Source organism: Bradyrhizobium sp. CIR48 (genome assembly GCF_014198315.1).
In the GTDB taxonomy this organism is placed as follows: Bacteria; Pseudomonadota; Alphaproteobacteria; order Rhizobiales; family Xanthobacteraceae; genus Bradyrhizobium.
In genome coordinates, this window is sequence record NZ_JACIHG010000003.1 from 287,205 (window position 1) to 302,809 (window position 15,605).

A 15,605-nucleotide genomic window follows, 5' to 3' on the forward strand; every position below is an offset into this window, starting at 1 on the left:
ATTCTTCTTAATGCCCGAGTGCCGGCGAAAAACGTGCAATTTTGTTGATCGCAAAGCAGGATTCCCTCGCACAAAGGGCGGAAGGCTAGGACCGGAATGGCCTGTATAGAAACAAGACGTGACTAGGTTGCTGGCCTAGATATGACACAGGAAGGCGAAAACTTCTGATGCTAGTACCGGCGTTCGCCTTGGGCGATGACTGGCCCATCAGCACCTTGAAAGAGGCGAACGGCGTGGTGGTGCCATGACGCTAGTAGTCGTGGGTGACGCTTTCGATGGAGCCAAATCGGATGGGCAGCATGCTGGCGCGCTCGATAGCCTGGATCTGCGTCATTCTCATTGGCGCATAGCAGCAAGGACTTATCGGGCGTAATGAGATAAAGCCCTAGGACATCGCACAACTGGTCGATCGCTACTTTCAGCTCGTCGGTCACAATCTCGTCGCACGCGTAGCTTCAAAGCTTCAACCGATGTCTTTTTCATCGAGAACCGCGTTATGGCCAACAGATGATTGCGTCCGTCGCTCGACATCGTGAGCATCGCCGACTTCGGCGCAGTGGCTAAGAGACGTCTGCCAAGTTCGGCGACACTCGCTATCGACTGAGTGCGACAGACCGTTAGGCGAACATTCTTGAGTGATTCATGCATGGATGCTGCATCGCGAAATCACCTTGCCTACCATCCTGCTTAAATCAACCCGCCCGACACAGGAATGTTTGCTCCGGTGATGTAACTCGAGCCCGGACTCAGCCGGAAGGATACGACTGCGGCGACCTCGGTTGGTTCACCCATCCTCCTCAGTGGGACGGCGCGTATGCGCTCTGCTTCCTCTTGACCAAAAACTTGGGCCATAGGGGTGTTTATCGTCCCAGGACAAACAGAGTTAATGCGAATTTCTCGATGTGCCAGTTCATGGCAAAGGTGACGGACTAAGCCATTCACTCCCCACTTACTGGCTGTATACTGAGCACCGCCGGTGAAACTATGATCTAGTCCGGCAGTAGACGAGATGATGACAATACTCGCGCCATCTCGAAGGAATTCGTCAGCGGCATAAAGAATCGTGAAAACGCTATTCAAATTAGCATCCAGAACTTCTCTCCAATCTGGGTGATTGATCTCGCGCAACTTTCCGCCTCTGAACAAACCATGCGCTAAAACGATACCGTCTAATGGACCCCCGACGCGACGTACACCGTTCGCGAGTTCGCGATCATTTCTGAAGTCTACTAACACGCCATTTGTGGCGACCTCTCGGTGACCAATGGGCGCCAGGCACACGCCCTCAAGCGAGAGCCGGTTCGCAATTGCAGAACCGATCCCTCCCTCGCTCCCAGATAGAAGAATCCGCCTACAGATTGTTGATTTTTGCGAAACGCGCTCCCCACTCTTCGCAGCAACCTCCAATTCGAGTCTTTCGGGGTCATCCGTCATGTGCCTACTCGAATTCTTGAACCAAATGTCGTCGTGCATACAAGAATGATGCATGTTGAGATGGCCGCAGCCGAAACTACGTTCTGGTGCACGTCGCGATGAACATAATCGTTCCCTGCTGTTTTCATGAGGAAGTAATTTATTTGGGAATCAAGATTCCGTTCATTGCAGGGAGCGTTGCTATTTGAGGCAGAAGCTGAAAGCCGACGCCGTATTGATCATGGCGAAGCAGCCTAGAGGTTCTTCGGCACAAATTCTCTAAATGCATTCGCCTTGCGTCCATACCGCACTGACAGCACAGCATCGGCTGGCTCGCCGCCGTGACGAAATGCGGATTGAAGCTCTGCCCGTTCTCGGCAAAGCAGGCACGATCGAACTCCCATTTCGGGTAACTTCGTGCGTGTCTGGTGGCATGCGTGGAGAGGCGAAAAACGAGAGGATCGCCAGCAGCAAAGGCCGGGAGGCCAGCCCAGGGCTCGAGTTCGATGGGGATGCAGCCATAGGCATTGCGTGAGGCAGCTAGATCCGGATCATCCGGACGAAGAACTCGTTCGGTTCGGCTCGGGTGAGCCGAAGTTGTTTCTCGCTTGAGAGCGAGGCAGTAAAAAGGAGCACCGGCTGGTTCTTCAGGCCTCGCTTCAACGAGATCACGCGGGCCGCGGCAGCCGCCCGCAATAGCCGTCCTCACGCAGGTGACACGCGACGAAGTGGCCCGGCACCACTTCACGCAGTTGCGGGTCCTCGCTGCGGCAGCGTGGCGTAGCGTAGAGGCAGCGCGTGTGGAAGTGGCAGCCGGAAGGCGGGTTCATCGGGCTGGGTACGTCGCCTTCGATCAATAGCCGCTCGCGTTTCAGGCGCGGGTCCGCGATTGGTGCCGCATCGATGAGCGCCTCAGTGTAGGGGTGCAGCGGCTCGCCGAAAATCGCTTCTTTCTGGGCGGTCTCAACGATGCGTCCCAGGTACATCACCGCGATGCGGTGCCCGATGTGCTCGACGACACCCAAGTCATGGCTGATGAACAGATAGGCAAGCTTGAACTCGTCCTGCAGGTCCATTAGCAAGTTGAGCACCTGCGCCTGCACCGATACGTCGAGCGCGGACACGGGCTCATCAGCGACGATAAGGCTCGGATTTACCGCCAGCGCGCGCGCGATAGCGAGGCGCTGGCGCTGGCCGCCCGAAAATTCGAATGGATACCGCCGCATCGCATCTGAGCGCAGACCCACCTTCTGCAGGATAGCCGCGACCCGCTCTTCTCGCTCGGAGGCGGACAGTCCCTCGAAGTTCTCGATCGGCTCGCCCACAATGGTGCTGGCGGTGACCTTCGGATTGAGTGATGCGTACGGGTCCTGGAAGACCATCTGCACGTGTCGCCGGTGCTGCCGCAACTCCCCTTCGTCAAGGTTCGTTACGTCCTTGCCGTCGAGCCGGATTGTGCCGCCGGTTGGTTTGGTGAGGCGCATGACGAGCTTGGCCACAGTAGACTTGCCGCAGCCGCTCTCCCCGACCAGGCAAAGAGTTTCGCCGCGTGCGACAGAGAATGTGACTCCGGCCACCGCCCTGATCTGCGCAACCTCTCGCCGCAGCAGCCCCCGGTGCACGGAGAAGTACTTCTGAAGGTTCGAAACTTCGAGCGCGGGGGTATTCATGCGGCCAGCCCCCTCACTGCTTCCCAGCAGGCGACGAAATGCGTCTCCCCCTGCGGCGCGAACGGCGGCGCCTCGGCACGGCAGCGCTCGGTGGCATGCGCGCAGCGTGGCGCGAAGGCGCAGCCCCGTATTGGCTGATTGAGCGTCGGCACGATACCTGGGATTTCGGAGAGACGTTTAGATCGCGCTGCGCTGCCCCGCCGCGGAAGCGACGCGATCAGCGCGCGGGTGTATGGATGCAGCGGCTGATCGAATAGTTCATTCACCTCAGCTTCCTCGATCTTTTGCCCCGCATACATGACGATTACGCGCTGGCAAGTCTCCGCGACGACGCCGAGATCGTGGGTGATAAGTATGACGGCGGCGCCGATGCGTTCCTTCACCTCCAGCATCAGGCGCAGAATCTGCGCTTGGATAGTGACGTCGAGCGCCGTTGTAGGCTCGTCGGCGATCAGCAGTCGCGGATTGCAGGACAGTGCCATGGCGATCATCACGCGCTGGCGCATGCCGCCGGAGAACTGGTGCGGGTAGTCCTTCAGGCGCCGCTCGGCATCGGGAATGCGCACCAGACGTAGCATCTCGGCCGCACGCTCCATCGCCTCCGGCGCGGTCCTCTTCTGGTGGATCATCACCGCCTCGGCAATTTGATCACCGATGGTGAGCACTGGGTTAAGCGATGTCATCGGCTCCTGGAAGATCATCGCCATGTGGTTGCCGCGAATTTCGCGCATATCGGCTTCGTTGAGTGTCAGGATGTCCTGCCCCTCAAGGCGCACGCGCCCACTGACGGTGCGCGCGAGCTTAGGCGGCAGCAGGCGCATTATCGACAGTGCTGTGACACTTTTGCCGCAACCGCTTTCGCCGACGATGCCGAGTGTATCGCCAGCTTTGACATCGAAACTCACGCCGTCTACCGCGCGCGTGACACCATCTTGCGTGAAGAAATGGGTGCGCAGATTCTCGACGCTGAGGATGGACGACGTTGCGGGCGTGCTGACAGTTTCAGTCATCGTCTAGCTCACATCCGGCGGGCGAGGCGAGGGTCTAGGCGGTCGCGCAGCCCATCGCCCAGCAGGTTAACGGCGAGCACCACGATGGTCAGGAACGCGCCGGGGAAAAAAATAGTCCAGGGCGCGCGCGCTAGGTAGAGCCGATGCTCCGAGATCATGTTGCCCCAGGTGGGAATCTCAGGCGGCACTCCGACACCGAGAAAGGACAACGCCGCCTCCGACAGCATAGCTGCCGCTATGACGTAGGTTGCCAGCACGACCAGCGAGGCGATCGTGCTGGGTAGAAGATGGCGACGGATGATCTTGAAGTCGCGGCTGCCGGAAGCAATGGCGGCTTCCACGAAGGCCAACTCGCGTGTCGACAGCACAACCGAGCGCGTGAGGCGCACGACGCGCGGGATTTCCGGAATGGTGATGGCGATAATGACGATGGCCAGACCGCCCTTGGTGACGGCGACGAGCGCGATCGCGAGCAGGATCGAGGGGATCGCCATCATCGCATCCATAAACCGCATGATGAAGGCGTCGATCCATCGATAATAACCAGCGATTAGACCGATCATGAGGCCGATGGTGACCGACAGCGCCGCCACGGAAAGCCCAACCGCGAGCGAGATACGCGCGCCATAGACCGTCCTGGCAAAGACGTCCCGGCCGAGCGTGTCGGTGCCAAACCAATGCTCGGCGTCCGGCGCTCGCAAGCGATCGCCGGTGGAGATGGCGAGAGGATCTCCCGTGATCAGGGGCGCGGCGATGGCGACCACGCCGGCGAAAGCAAGCAGCGCCATGCCCAACACAATCGTCGGGTTGCGGCGCACGAAGTCGCCGATGCCGTTGCGCACTTGCGGCGCCGCCGCAGTACCTTCGTTAACGAGCGTGGACATTAGTAACGGATCCTTGGGTCGAACAGGGGATAGGAAAGATCGACTGCAAGATTGACGAGCATGTACACCGCCGAGAACACGAGCGTAACGCCCTGGATGACCGGATAGTCACGTTGGGAGATGGCGTCGACGAGGAGCCGTCCCATGCCGGGGATGTTGTACACCGTTTCGGTGATAACGGCTCCGCCGATGAGAAAACCAAGCCCCATGCCAATCACAGTAACGATCGGCAGCGCCGCGTTCTTCAGCGCGTGCTTCAGCAGCAGCGGCCCACCCGCGACGCCTTTGGCACGCGCCGTTCGCATGAAGTCCTCGCCGAGCACCTCGAGCAGAGTGGACCGGGTAATGCGGGAAATCAGCGCGATGAAGATCAAGCCGAGAGTAAGTGTCGGCAACAGTAGGCTGCGCAGCCAGGGCCCCACGCCGTCTGCGATGGGCGAATAGCCCTGCACAGGAAGCCATTTCAGCTTAATCGCGAAAATATAAATGAGCACGTATCCGACAACGAACACCGGTACCGAGAAATCCAGCACCGCGAACGCCATTACGAGCCGGTCGAACGCTGTGCCGGCTTTCGCCGCGGCTGCTATGCCGAGCAGCAGCGCGACGGTTACTGCAAAGAAGGTAGTCGTGATCGTGAGCGAGAGGGTGGGTTCAATGCGTTGCGCGAGCAGTGTCGTGACGGGCGCGTCCCAAAGGACCGATCGGCCGAGATCGCCCTGCAGCAGATTGAGCGCCCAAACACCGAATTGCCACCAAAGCGGTTCGTCAAGACCCATCTTGTTGCGCATCTCCGCGATGGTCTGCGGCGTTGCGTTATTGCCTGCCATGACTGCCGCGGGGTCGCCGGGCGCGAGATGTACAAGAACGAAGATGATGATTGCCGCGATCAGCATGACAGGAAGGATCGAAAGCAAGCGCCTAATAATATAGCTCAACATGATTTGATGCCCGAGGCTTTTTCTGCTCGATTGCTGTGCGGTTGCTTAGATTGTTGTTGGCGCTTGCCTGACCTATTCGCGCAACCTGCCGGCCAACGCCAGCAGATGTGGCATGAAGTTTCCGTCGCCAGCCCCTCTGTCGAGAGGATGCGACGAGAAGCGCATCGCCACCATTTCTGCTTTCGGTGCGATGTACATGCGCTGGCCGTAGGAACCCCGGCCCTCGAACGCGCCTAACTCGTTGTGCGAGATCCACCACATGCTGCGATACGAGTAACCGGGCAGCAGGGTATACCCCGCCCTCGCGAGCTTGGCCGGATCGTCGCCTCGTTGTATGTCGGACACGACCGAGGCGGGAATGAGCTGCTTGCCGTTCCAGTCGCCTTCTCGCCGCATGAGTTCTCCGAAGCGCGCCACGTCGCGCAGCGTTGCGAACAGACCGCCGCCGGCGCTCGGCGTACCAGCCGGATCCACCGTGATGTAGCCGTCCTGCTCGCAGCCGAGCGGCGCCCACAGGCGCTCCTGAAGCAGTTGCGTGAACGAACGGCCGGTCACGCGCGCCAGCACCCACGCCAACACATCGGTGTTGACAGTCTTGTAGTCGAAGACCTCGCCGTGCACGCCCTCCTTCTTCACCGTGCGCATGTAATCGCATAAGGTAGCCGGCCCAGCGTAGCTGGCCGGGCGCGGCCAGCTGCCGCTCGCGAAGGACCAGGCTTCGATTCTGTCCTCGCGGTAGTTGACTGCGACTTGCATGTCCATCACCTGACGCACTGTCGCGTCCTCCCACCCGGACCCACGCAACTCGGGCACGTAGTGCGAGATCGTCCTGTCGGCCTCAAGCTCGCCTTCATGCAGGAACGAGGCGGCGAGCGTTCCTGCGTACGACTTCGTGATCGACATGCAGTGATGTGGCAGGTGCGGCTCGAGCGCACCGAAGTAGCGTTCATACACGATGCGCCCGCGATGCAGCACCACCATCCCGTCGGCATAGGTGTCGATGAGGGCTTCGTCGAATCTGCGAGTGCGGCCCTCCAAGTCGGTGGACTTCATCTCGTCGATCTCGGCCGACCGATCGTAGCGTTCGAACAGCGAAGGCGCGCCGGGGCCGCGCCACACGTTTACCGTGGGCGCAAGCTCGCGCATGTGCGAAAACGACCAACGCCTCCTCGGAAACAGCCTGAAGTTGCTGCTTTCGAACGAGATACGCTTGTCGGCGGGTGGTGGCGAACCGAGCATCCAGCCGCACTCGCGTGGATCAGACGCTTGTGGATTTGGATACTGCTTGCCGTCTAATTCGAACATCTGTTCAGGAAGATTCACTGGAGCACCAGGTTTGAGTTCTAAACCTTGTCTACGTTCCACCAAGGTATGAAATAGCCCGAGGGGCTCTTGAGCATGCCTTTGATGTTGGCGCGCATCAGCGACGGCTGGACCCACTGGCCGTACCAAACATAGAGCACGTAGTTCCAAGCATTGTCCTGCATCTCACGCGCGATCTTTTTTCGCTCGTCGATCGAGTCGGCTTGGCCCCACTTCTTACGCAGCTCCTCATGCTTCGCGTCGCTCGGCCAACCCCACATGCCTTTGTCGCCGTTCGCCTGCTGAAGAACGCCGAGCGGGAAGGCAGCATCCGCGGCAGCTATCGATGAGGGAAAGATGTTCCAGCCACCCTGGTCCTGAGGCCCCCTCACGGCGCGGCGCGCCACGAGCCCGGCCCAGGCCATTGCATCGAGCTGCACGTTGACGCCGGCGCGGCGCAATTGTGCGGCAAGGATCTCGGCAGCGACCTTTCCATTCAGCCAGTCGGTTGGCTGCAGGATTACAACAGGACGACCGTCATAGCCTCCCTCCTTCAGGAGCTGCTTCGCCTTTTCTACATTGGGCGCGTCCTTAAACCAGTCGGTATTGGCATCGTTTTCCATCGAGGTGCCACAGGCAAAGTACGACGCACAGGCCTTGTAGTAGCCAGGATTGGGGAAATTCACCTTGAGGAATTCGGACTGGTCAACGAGGTGTAGCACTGCCTGGCGACACTTTACATTGTCAAAAGGCGGCTGCAGAAAATTGAATCGGTAGAGCCCGATCTCGCCACCGTAAAGAGCCTCTAGCTTAACGTTCTCGTCTTTCGAAAGCTGGTCCAGCAAGTCCATTGGCGTCTCGGGGAGGAAGTCAACCTCGCCCGCCTGCACTGCGGAGACAGCCGTCTGCGGATCCGGGATGTGCACAAACATGAACCGGTCGATCTTGACAACTTTGCCGCCAGCCATACCACTGGGCGGCTCACTGCGGGGCACATAGTCGGGGTTACGGTCATACACATATTGCGCTCCCGGCTTTGTTTCGGCCTCGTTGAACTTGAACGGGCCCGAACCAACGATCTCCCTGATCTTCACCGTCGGGTCAGTCTCTGCCTCCTTTTTTCGCATGATGAACGGCCACGAGAGCGCCTCCAGCACCAGACCGAAGCGTTCCTTGAGTTCGAGTGTGAAGGTTTTTTCGCCTCTAGGTGTAATGTCCTTTAACGACTCCGACAGCGCGGAACCCAAGCCAGACCGCGCCGCCCAACGTCGGATCGAGGGAACGACGTCTGCCGCCGTAACGGGTGCGTTGTCGTGAAACTTGAGCCCCTCGCGTAATTCGAAGGTCCAGGTGAGCTTGTCGTCCGAGACCTCGTACTTGCCCACCATCTGGGGACGCGGAATTCCTTGCTGGTCAAGGCCGAATAGCGTGTCGTAGACTTGGCAGGCGTGGCGGGACGTGGCGTAGGATGTACCCACAACCGGGTCATATACATCGATCTTGCCGACCGCCCTGATGATCTTGCGACCTTGGCCGATCGCTATGCGTGGGACGGCGGCCGTACCGACAGCAGCGAGGCTGGCTTGAATGATCGCGCGGCGCGTGAACTCGTCCATGTTATCATCTCCTCATGTAAATCTACTATTTCGCGGTCCCACATCAGAGGCTCGAGCCAGTCGGGACTTTGACCAAGCGCCGAATTCCTGAACAATCCTCCAAAGCGCCCAGCGTACGCGGCCACCGTGTTCGGCTACGCGCCAAGGGAGCGGAGAGGTCGAACTACCCAGCGCCAGGCACCAGCCTTCGCCGCTTGTGAGATTTATTGCCGGCTCGACAGCGCCCTCCTGAATGCGCCAACAGCTTCCCGATACGCGTCGCATCCCGCACGCCTGTCAGTAGTCGAGATTACTCACGTGAGGGTGCCCAGCCCACTGCTCCTGCTGTCCAGGCGCCAACTGCCGAGCTCTCGATCTCCGGTGGAGCGCTATTCTTTCTAGTCTTGTGCGCCGCCTCACACCGTATCGTAAAGATCATGAACACCTCGGAAATCACGCCACTGCCCTGGCTGACGCCTGGCCGAGCAGGGCGACCACGTCAGTAAGAGGTTTTATTCTTGGATTATTAGTACCAGCCTCGGGATCGGCATTTGCGCAATATGAAGCGCAGCAGAGCAGTAATTCTGCGCGGAAGACTTGAAATGCGAAGCTTTTGTCTCAACAATTTTCGTTTGGCTCGACGCACGAGAGCAGGCGAGCGACTAGACGGTCACGGTGGAGTGACGCTACAGCTGTCTGAAGTCGCCGAACTTCTTGCCGTCTGTGACCAGCTTCTGGAGCAGGAGGGCGGGCCTAAAATCGTCACCTGGTGCCGCGTGGACTTTTTCAGTTTCCCTTGCCGGTCCTTCTGGCCGAAGCGGCCTGCTTGGCAGAGCGCTCCTCGAACTCCGATTTGAAGTCGCGGTCTCTCCGAGAGCGCAAGACCGGCGTTATCAGCCCCACAAACGGACCAAGCCTAGGAAATTACTACGCGGATGGAGAGCTTCCGCCCAAATGGAACCCACGCCACGCGCGACGTGCGGCGAACGCGAGATCATTGGTTCGCAGCTTGGATGCAACGAAGCCTTTAGCCGCGTTATTTTATGGCAACCTTCTCGCGGGACACCGCCTGATCGACAGCCTCTCATCATCAACACCGCACGGCAAGGTCCTGATGTCCCAGACGCATTCCTTAGCGTAGCCAAGGCTGACGGTGCCTAAACCGCTCGTGGCGTTCGTCAAGAAGGTTCGTACGGGCGGGTGACGGGACCGGGACGCGCTGCGGCCCCGAGGGCTGCCCGTTGCCCATGCCCATGCCCGTGGGATTGCGTGGCTAGTGCGCCTCCGCCACCTGCTCCCAGACACGAAAGAAGTTGCCGCCCATCACCTTTCCCACTTCTTCAGCAGAATAGCCCCGAGTCAGCAAACCATCACTGATGGCGCGGAAATTCCCCTCGAGGCCAAACTCTGCTGTGTGCCAATTAGCGGGTTCAGGTCGGGACTCAGTACCGGTGCCGACTCGGTCGCTACCAAGGCCCAAATGATCGATGCCGACGAGGTGCCTAACATGATCGAAGTGGCGCATCAGGTCGCTAAGGTTAGGCATCCAGCCCGACGGGATGATGCCGATAACGCCACCCTTCGCCGCGATGGCGCGAATTTCTTCGTCGGTGAGGAAGCGATCATAGCGCATCTGCATCCTCTGCTCCGACTCGAGAGGGGGTCCGCAAAGGCTTCTCACGCCCGTGTGGCTGCAAATGACCGGATGCGCGGAGAGGTCAAGGGTGTCCATGATGGTCTCCGTATTGCAGTGCGCCAGGTCGATGATGATCCTAAGCTTATTGCACTCGCGCACGACCTCGCGCCCAAACGACGTCAGCCCCCCGGGTGAGTATGGATGTGTCTGGATGTGCCCGACCTCGTTCGCGCGCATGTGAACCAACTGGAGGAGGCGCAAGCCGCGGTGATAGAGTTTGTGAAGGTTATCGATGCGGCCTTCCAGACCGTCTGCGCCCTCAAGCGCCGGCATCAACGCCAGCTTCCCTTTGCGCTTGGCCGCTCGCACTGCCGCCGGGCTGTCTGCCAGCACCACCTCGTCGTCGTCGATGGTCCTCAGAATCGCCGAGATGCGATCGAGATCGAACGCGAAGACGGCCCCCGGTTTGGGGCGGTAGTTGCCCCAACCGAACGTCCCGTCGGGCTTCACGTAAGTGTAGGTGGCGTCGCCAACGACGTTGCAGACGATAACGTCAATGAGTCCGCGGCGATACCGCGCGAGCTCGTCGGCCCCGATGCGGGACACGTCGGGATAGTGGATGCCGCCTGGGTGGGCGTGCATGTCGACGAAGAGTGTCTGTTGATGGATCTGTTCGAGTCGATCCGAAGAACTCTCATGTACGCTCACGACTTGCGTCCCCGATAAGCCACGCAATCGATCTCAACAAGCGCGTGGGGCAACAGCAGTTGCACCGCAACCGTCGTCCGCGCTGGCGGATTCGTGTGGAAGACTTTCGCGTACTCCTCGTTCATCGCTTTGTAGTCGTCCGCCGAGGCCAAGGAGACGGTGCACTTGACCACATCCGAGACTGTGAGGCCATTCGCTGTAAGCACAGCAACGATGTTCTTCAGCGCATGCCCAGTCTGCGCAGCCACGCGCTCCTCTCGGGTCCTCGCAACGTCGAAGACGGGCCCGGGCCCCGCCGGGCCATTTCCTACACCGAACTGACCCGAAATCATCACCAAATCGCCTGCGAAAACCGCCTCGCGCCAGGTAATCATAGTGCGTACCTTTCTTCAATTTGTTTGAGAGGCCCAACTCGTTGACGTTCGATGTGCGGAACTGGATTAGACGATCAACGCTTCTGTAAACTATTCCGAGCATCGCGCAGCATCTCATCGAAATTCACGTCCTCGAGCAGACTTTGGACGCGAACTCGTATGAATTCGCTTCGGCACCAGTTTATCCTTTCGTGGCGAACGGGCTGTGCTACGTAGGGAACCCTGTCCATTTTGTTTTGGATGACCGCACCAGTCTCTTTGTTTACTTCGACGGGCATTGGGTCGCAGAGATAATGTTGCCGCTAAGCTCTGGCTCGTAGATCGGGCGCACGATCAAACCCCTTGCGACTGCCACGATTAGGAAATGGTAGACACCGTCGTGCTCGTGACCGGTTGTCACTAAGCCAGGACCGACCAGGGGCGGGACGGATAGGCGCTATGACACTGCCGCCGCATACAGGGCATGAACGAAGCCGTCCCGAGCTTGAGGCGCCTCAGGCGTAGTGGGCGCGGGCCAAGCAGAGTTGACGGCGATCACTACCTTGTCCTGCGGATAGACAAAAATTGCTTGCCCATCACTACCGAGCGCCGCATAGGCGTTTTTGTAGATCCACCAAAAATATCCATATCCTACGGCGCCGTGACCGCGTTGTGGCGCCGGGAAGCTGGCCTGGACTTTGGTCGCGTCGGTTAGCCAGTCGGCCGGCAGCACCTGGGCTCCGTCGGCCTTGCCGCCGTCCAGCATGAATTGGCCAATGCGTGCGTAATCACGCAGGGTCATTGAGAGACCAGTGCCTCCTCGATCTCGGCCGAAACGATCGACTACCCAGTCCGCGTCTTTTTCCATACCGTAAGGCTGCCAGAGCTTCTCGGAGAGGTATTCCGACATCGATTTACCAGTCGCGTTCGACACCAAAATTCCGGCGAGGTCCGATTCGCCTGTACTGTAATTATGTTTTGTGCCCGGCTCGGCGGCTCGTGGCAGATGGCGCATGTACGCGACGATTGGGTTGATGCCCGCTTCGTAGCAACATTGCCCAGCTCTGCACACATCTGAGTTAGGATCGAAGTAATCCTCATTCCACTTGACGCCTGATGTCATGGTGAACAGTTGGCGGACGGTCACCTCGTCATAGGCGCTACCCTTCATTTCCGGGATGTAGTCGCGGACCGGCGCATCCATGCTTTTGATGTAGCGGTCCCGGATCGCCGCGCCGGCCAGAATTGCAGTTACTGACTTGGTAACGGAAAAGGCGTACCAGCTATCATTTTCTGTATGCCCGAGGCCATAGCGTTCAAGGAGGATTTCACCATCTTTAAGCACTACGACACCTGCGGTGCGCATTGACGTCATATAGCGGTCCAAGTCCATGGCCTCATCGTGCCAAGTCCAGCGGGGCGAAATTTGGCGAGTAGCAACGGGTAGAGCGCGAGAGTTTACGCCACGGCGGACTATACGAGTGGCATCAAGCTTGTTCATGTTGCGATAGCCGACGGCTCGCTGCTCAGGCATCCACCGCAAGTAAACTGAATCCACCTTCACGCCTGGCGGCAGAGGTTCGGAGCCGCACGGAGAGTTTGCGGTAGGTGATTTCTCCGTTGATCCCATCAAATCTCCTGAAGATCCCATCGTCTTGCGGCTCCTTAGCTTTTGCTGCGAAACCGACTCTGCCAGTGCGCTGCCGCCGGCAGGTTTGCAGCCTTTTTCCATTCTCGTTGACATTTCTCGACCATCGAATAACTGGCACCCAAGTCAGCCATGGCTTCGATCTGGCTGTAGGCCAGGACAGCCCGGTGAGGGGATGATTGCCCCATGATCCGCCGGATCCGGTATCGGTTAGCAAACACTCTGTACGACTTTTCAGAACGTAAGGTTTGCAAGTATCCCGAAATTCCCAAAGGTTTTCGGAGGGCCGGATCAAAGACATTTCATTTCCTTCAGGTGTTGCCGATCCCTCGCAGGCGCTCCGACCGCCGCCGCAGCAGTTCGAGGGCGGTCAGCACGGCGATTGAGAACAGGATCAGCACGGTGGCGGCGGCAGTAATGGTCGGATTCATCTCCTCGCGGATGCCGGAAAACATGACCTTCGGTAAGGTGCGCTGCTCGGCGCTGGCTACGAAAAGGGTGACCACCACCTCGTCAAAGGAGGTGAGAAAGGCGAAGAGCGCCCCTGAGATCATCCCTGGAAGAATGAGTGGCAGGATGATCTTGAAGAACACCGTGATCGGCGGCGCGCCGAGACTGGCAGCTGCGCGGCTCAGTGAGTGGTCAAACCCCATCAAGGTCGCCGTCACAGTGATGACGACGAATGGAGTGGCAAGCAGGGTGTGCGCCAGGATAAGCCCGGCATAGCTGTTGAGCAGCCCAACACTCGCGTAGAAGAAATACACGGCCACCGCAGTGATTACGGACGGGACGATCATGGGTGTGATCAATAGGCTCATCACCGCGGTGCGCCAGGGGAAGTTCGGCCGGCTCAGCCCAAGGGCGGCAAGAGTACCTAGCGCCGTTGATAACGGCGTGACTGACGCTGCGACAAGGGTCGAATTGTACAGCGCGCCCTGCCACCGGCTGGTCAGGAAGAACTCCTGATACCAACGTAGAGATAGCCCCGGCATCGGATAGCTGAAGAAGGGCACGGAGTTGAACGAGAGCGGGACGATCACAAGGATCGGTGCAATGAGAAACAGCAGTACCGCCCCGCAGATCAGCCGGTGCAGATAGTGCCAGCCCTTCTCCATCGGAGATGTATAGGCAAAAGAAGCCATGTTGTCACCCGATCTTGATCCGGTCGGGGCCGACCAGCTTGTTGTACACGTAGTAGAGCAGCACGGTTGCGGTGAGCAGGGTTGCGCCAAGAGCTGAGGCCATGCCCCAATTGAGCTCCTCGTTCGTGTAGTAGGCGACGAAGTAGCTGATCATCTGGTCATTCGGTCCCCCGACGAGCGCAGGGGTGATGTAATAGCCCAAGCAAAGAATGAAGGTTAGCAGACAGCCGGCGGCGATCCCCGGCAGAGTCAACGGGAAGTAGACCTTCCAGAAGGCGTAGAACGGTCCGGCGCCGAGCGAGCGGGCGGCGCGAACGTAGCTGGGCGAAATCGCCTTCATCACGCTGTAGATCGGCAGCAGCGTGACGGGTAGCTGGATATGGCTCATGGCCACAACCGTGCCGAGGCGGTTGAAGATAAGCTCAGCTGGCTGCGATATGACGTGCAGCGCCATCAGCGCTTCGTTGACGACGCCGTGCTGCTGTAAAAGCACGACCCAGGCCGCGGTGCGCACCAGCACCGAGGTCCAGAACGGCATCACGACCATGATCATCAGCAGATTGCTTGTCCTCGGCGGCAATCTTGCCAGGAGATAGGCCACCGGGAAGCCCAGCAGCAGGGTCACGGCGGTCACGCCGATGCTGATGCCCAGCGTGCGCAGGAAGGTGTCGCGGAAGATCGCATTCTCCGGCGGCGAGGCGACGATCTGGCTGTCGGGACCATATTGGTGATCAACCGCACGCAGCAGGTAATAGGCCGTATAGGCCGAGCTTCCGCGCTTCAGCAGACTCCAGACGTCGTGCTGCCCCCAGAGCGAATTAATTTCGATCAACGCCGCCTTGTAGGGGCCGGCGGACAGAGTGCTCGCCTTGCGGGCGCTCGACGTTACCTGACTGCTGGCGCCAGGCAGCTCATAATTCATCCTCTTACCGATCTGGGCTGCGGTCTTCTGCGCCCAAGCCCCTTTCAGCTCGCCTGCAAGTGCGGCATAGACGGTCTCGTCGGGGAGGCCCTTGCCGTCCCAGGCGCTTAGCGCTGCCATCGTCCGCGGCATCAAGGTCAGAAGTGTATCGTCGTGGATCGCGTTAAACATCATCCGGCCAATAGGCAGGACGAAGGCGGTTAAGACGACCAGCAGCATCGGAAGGACGAGGGAAAAGGCCCTCAGCTTGCGCCAGCGCTCAGCTCGCTGCAGCTTGGCCCGCAGCGCCACGCCGCTGGGGCTGCCGGCGATTTGGAGCGCCATTGTCGCCATCTATTCCTCTCTCAGTTCATCCGTTGGATGTGGCGGGGAGAACGGAAA

Annotated in this window: 12 protein-coding genes; all 12 read right to left on the bottom strand. The window is 59.3% G+C overall.

Features of this window, described 5'->3' with window-relative positions; translation table 11 throughout:
• Nucleotides 1-687: 687 nt before the first annotated feature.
• Nucleotides 688-1,434 (bottom strand): SDR family NAD(P)-dependent oxidoreductase, encoded by a 747-nt coding sequence (locus tag GGD66_RS11540; protein WP_183257778.1) that lies wholly within the window; start codon nucleotides 1,432-1,434, stop codon nucleotides 688-690.
• Nucleotides 1,435-2,081: 647 nt separating this feature from the next.
• Entirely contained in the window at nucleotides 2,082-3,083 is a 1,002-nt protein-coding gene (locus GGD66_RS11545; RefSeq protein WP_183257779.1) for an ABC transporter ATP-binding protein, read from the bottom strand.
• A complete protein-coding gene (locus GGD66_RS11550) occupies nucleotides 3,080-4,093 on the bottom strand; it encodes an ABC transporter ATP-binding protein (protein WP_183257780.1) in 1,014 nt (337 codons plus the stop codon). Before GGD66_RS11550 ends, GGD66_RS11545 begins: the two co-directional genes overlap by 4 nt.
• An 8-nt stretch (nucleotides 4,094-4,101) precedes the next feature.
• Nucleotides 4,102-4,935, bottom strand: coding sequence for an ABC transporter permease (locus tag GGD66_RS11555; RefSeq protein WP_312014109.1), 834 nt, complete (start codon nucleotides 4,933-4,935; stop codon nucleotides 4,102-4,104).
• Between the two features lie 41 nt (nucleotides 4,936-4,976).
• The gene (locus GGD66_RS11560; RefSeq protein WP_183257782.1) at nucleotides 4,977-5,918 is read right to left on the bottom strand and encodes an ABC transporter permease; all 942 of its coding nucleotides are present in this window, start codon (nucleotides 5,916-5,918) and stop codon (nucleotides 4,977-4,979) included.
• Between the two features lie 72 nt (nucleotides 5,919-5,990).
• Nucleotides 5,991-7,241 (bottom strand): serine hydrolase, encoded by a 1,251-nt coding sequence (locus GGD66_RS11565; protein ID WP_312014110.1) that lies wholly within the window; start codon nucleotides 7,239-7,241, stop codon nucleotides 5,991-5,993.
• A gap of 20 nt (nucleotides 7,242-7,261) precedes the next feature.
• On the bottom strand, nucleotides 7,262-8,836 hold the full coding sequence (locus GGD66_RS11570; RefSeq protein WP_183257783.1) for an ABC transporter substrate-binding protein: 1,575 nt from the start codon (nucleotides 8,834-8,836) through the stop codon (nucleotides 7,262-7,264).
• A gap of 1,252 nt (nucleotides 8,837-10,088) precedes the next feature.
• Entirely contained in the window at nucleotides 10,089-11,159 is a 1,071-nt protein-coding gene (locus GGD66_RS11575; protein WP_183257784.1) for a dipeptidase, read from the bottom strand.
• The gene (locus tag GGD66_RS11580; protein WP_183257785.1) at nucleotides 11,156-11,533 is read right to left on the bottom strand and encodes a RidA family protein; all 378 of its coding nucleotides are present in this window, start codon (nucleotides 11,531-11,533) and stop codon (nucleotides 11,156-11,158) included. Before GGD66_RS11580 ends, GGD66_RS11575 begins: the two co-directional genes overlap by 4 nt.
• 436 nt (nucleotides 11,534-11,969) lie before the next feature.
• A complete protein-coding gene (locus GGD66_RS11585; protein WP_246788840.1) occupies nucleotides 11,970-12,905 on the bottom strand; it encodes a serine hydrolase in 936 nt (311 codons plus the stop codon).
• A gap of 566 nt (nucleotides 12,906-13,471) precedes the next feature.
• Nucleotides 13,472-14,302 carry an ABC transporter permease gene (locus GGD66_RS11590; RefSeq protein ID WP_183257786.1) on the bottom strand — a complete coding sequence of 277 codons (831 nt, stop codon included), beginning with the start codon at nucleotides 14,300-14,302 and terminating at the stop codon, nucleotides 13,472-13,474.
• A 4-nt stretch (nucleotides 14,303-14,306) separates the two neighbouring features.
• Entirely contained in the window at nucleotides 14,307-15,557 is a 1,251-nt protein-coding gene (locus GGD66_RS11595) for an ABC transporter permease (RefSeq protein ID WP_183257787.1), read from the bottom strand.
• Between the last annotated feature and the right edge of the window lie 48 nt (nucleotides 15,558-15,605).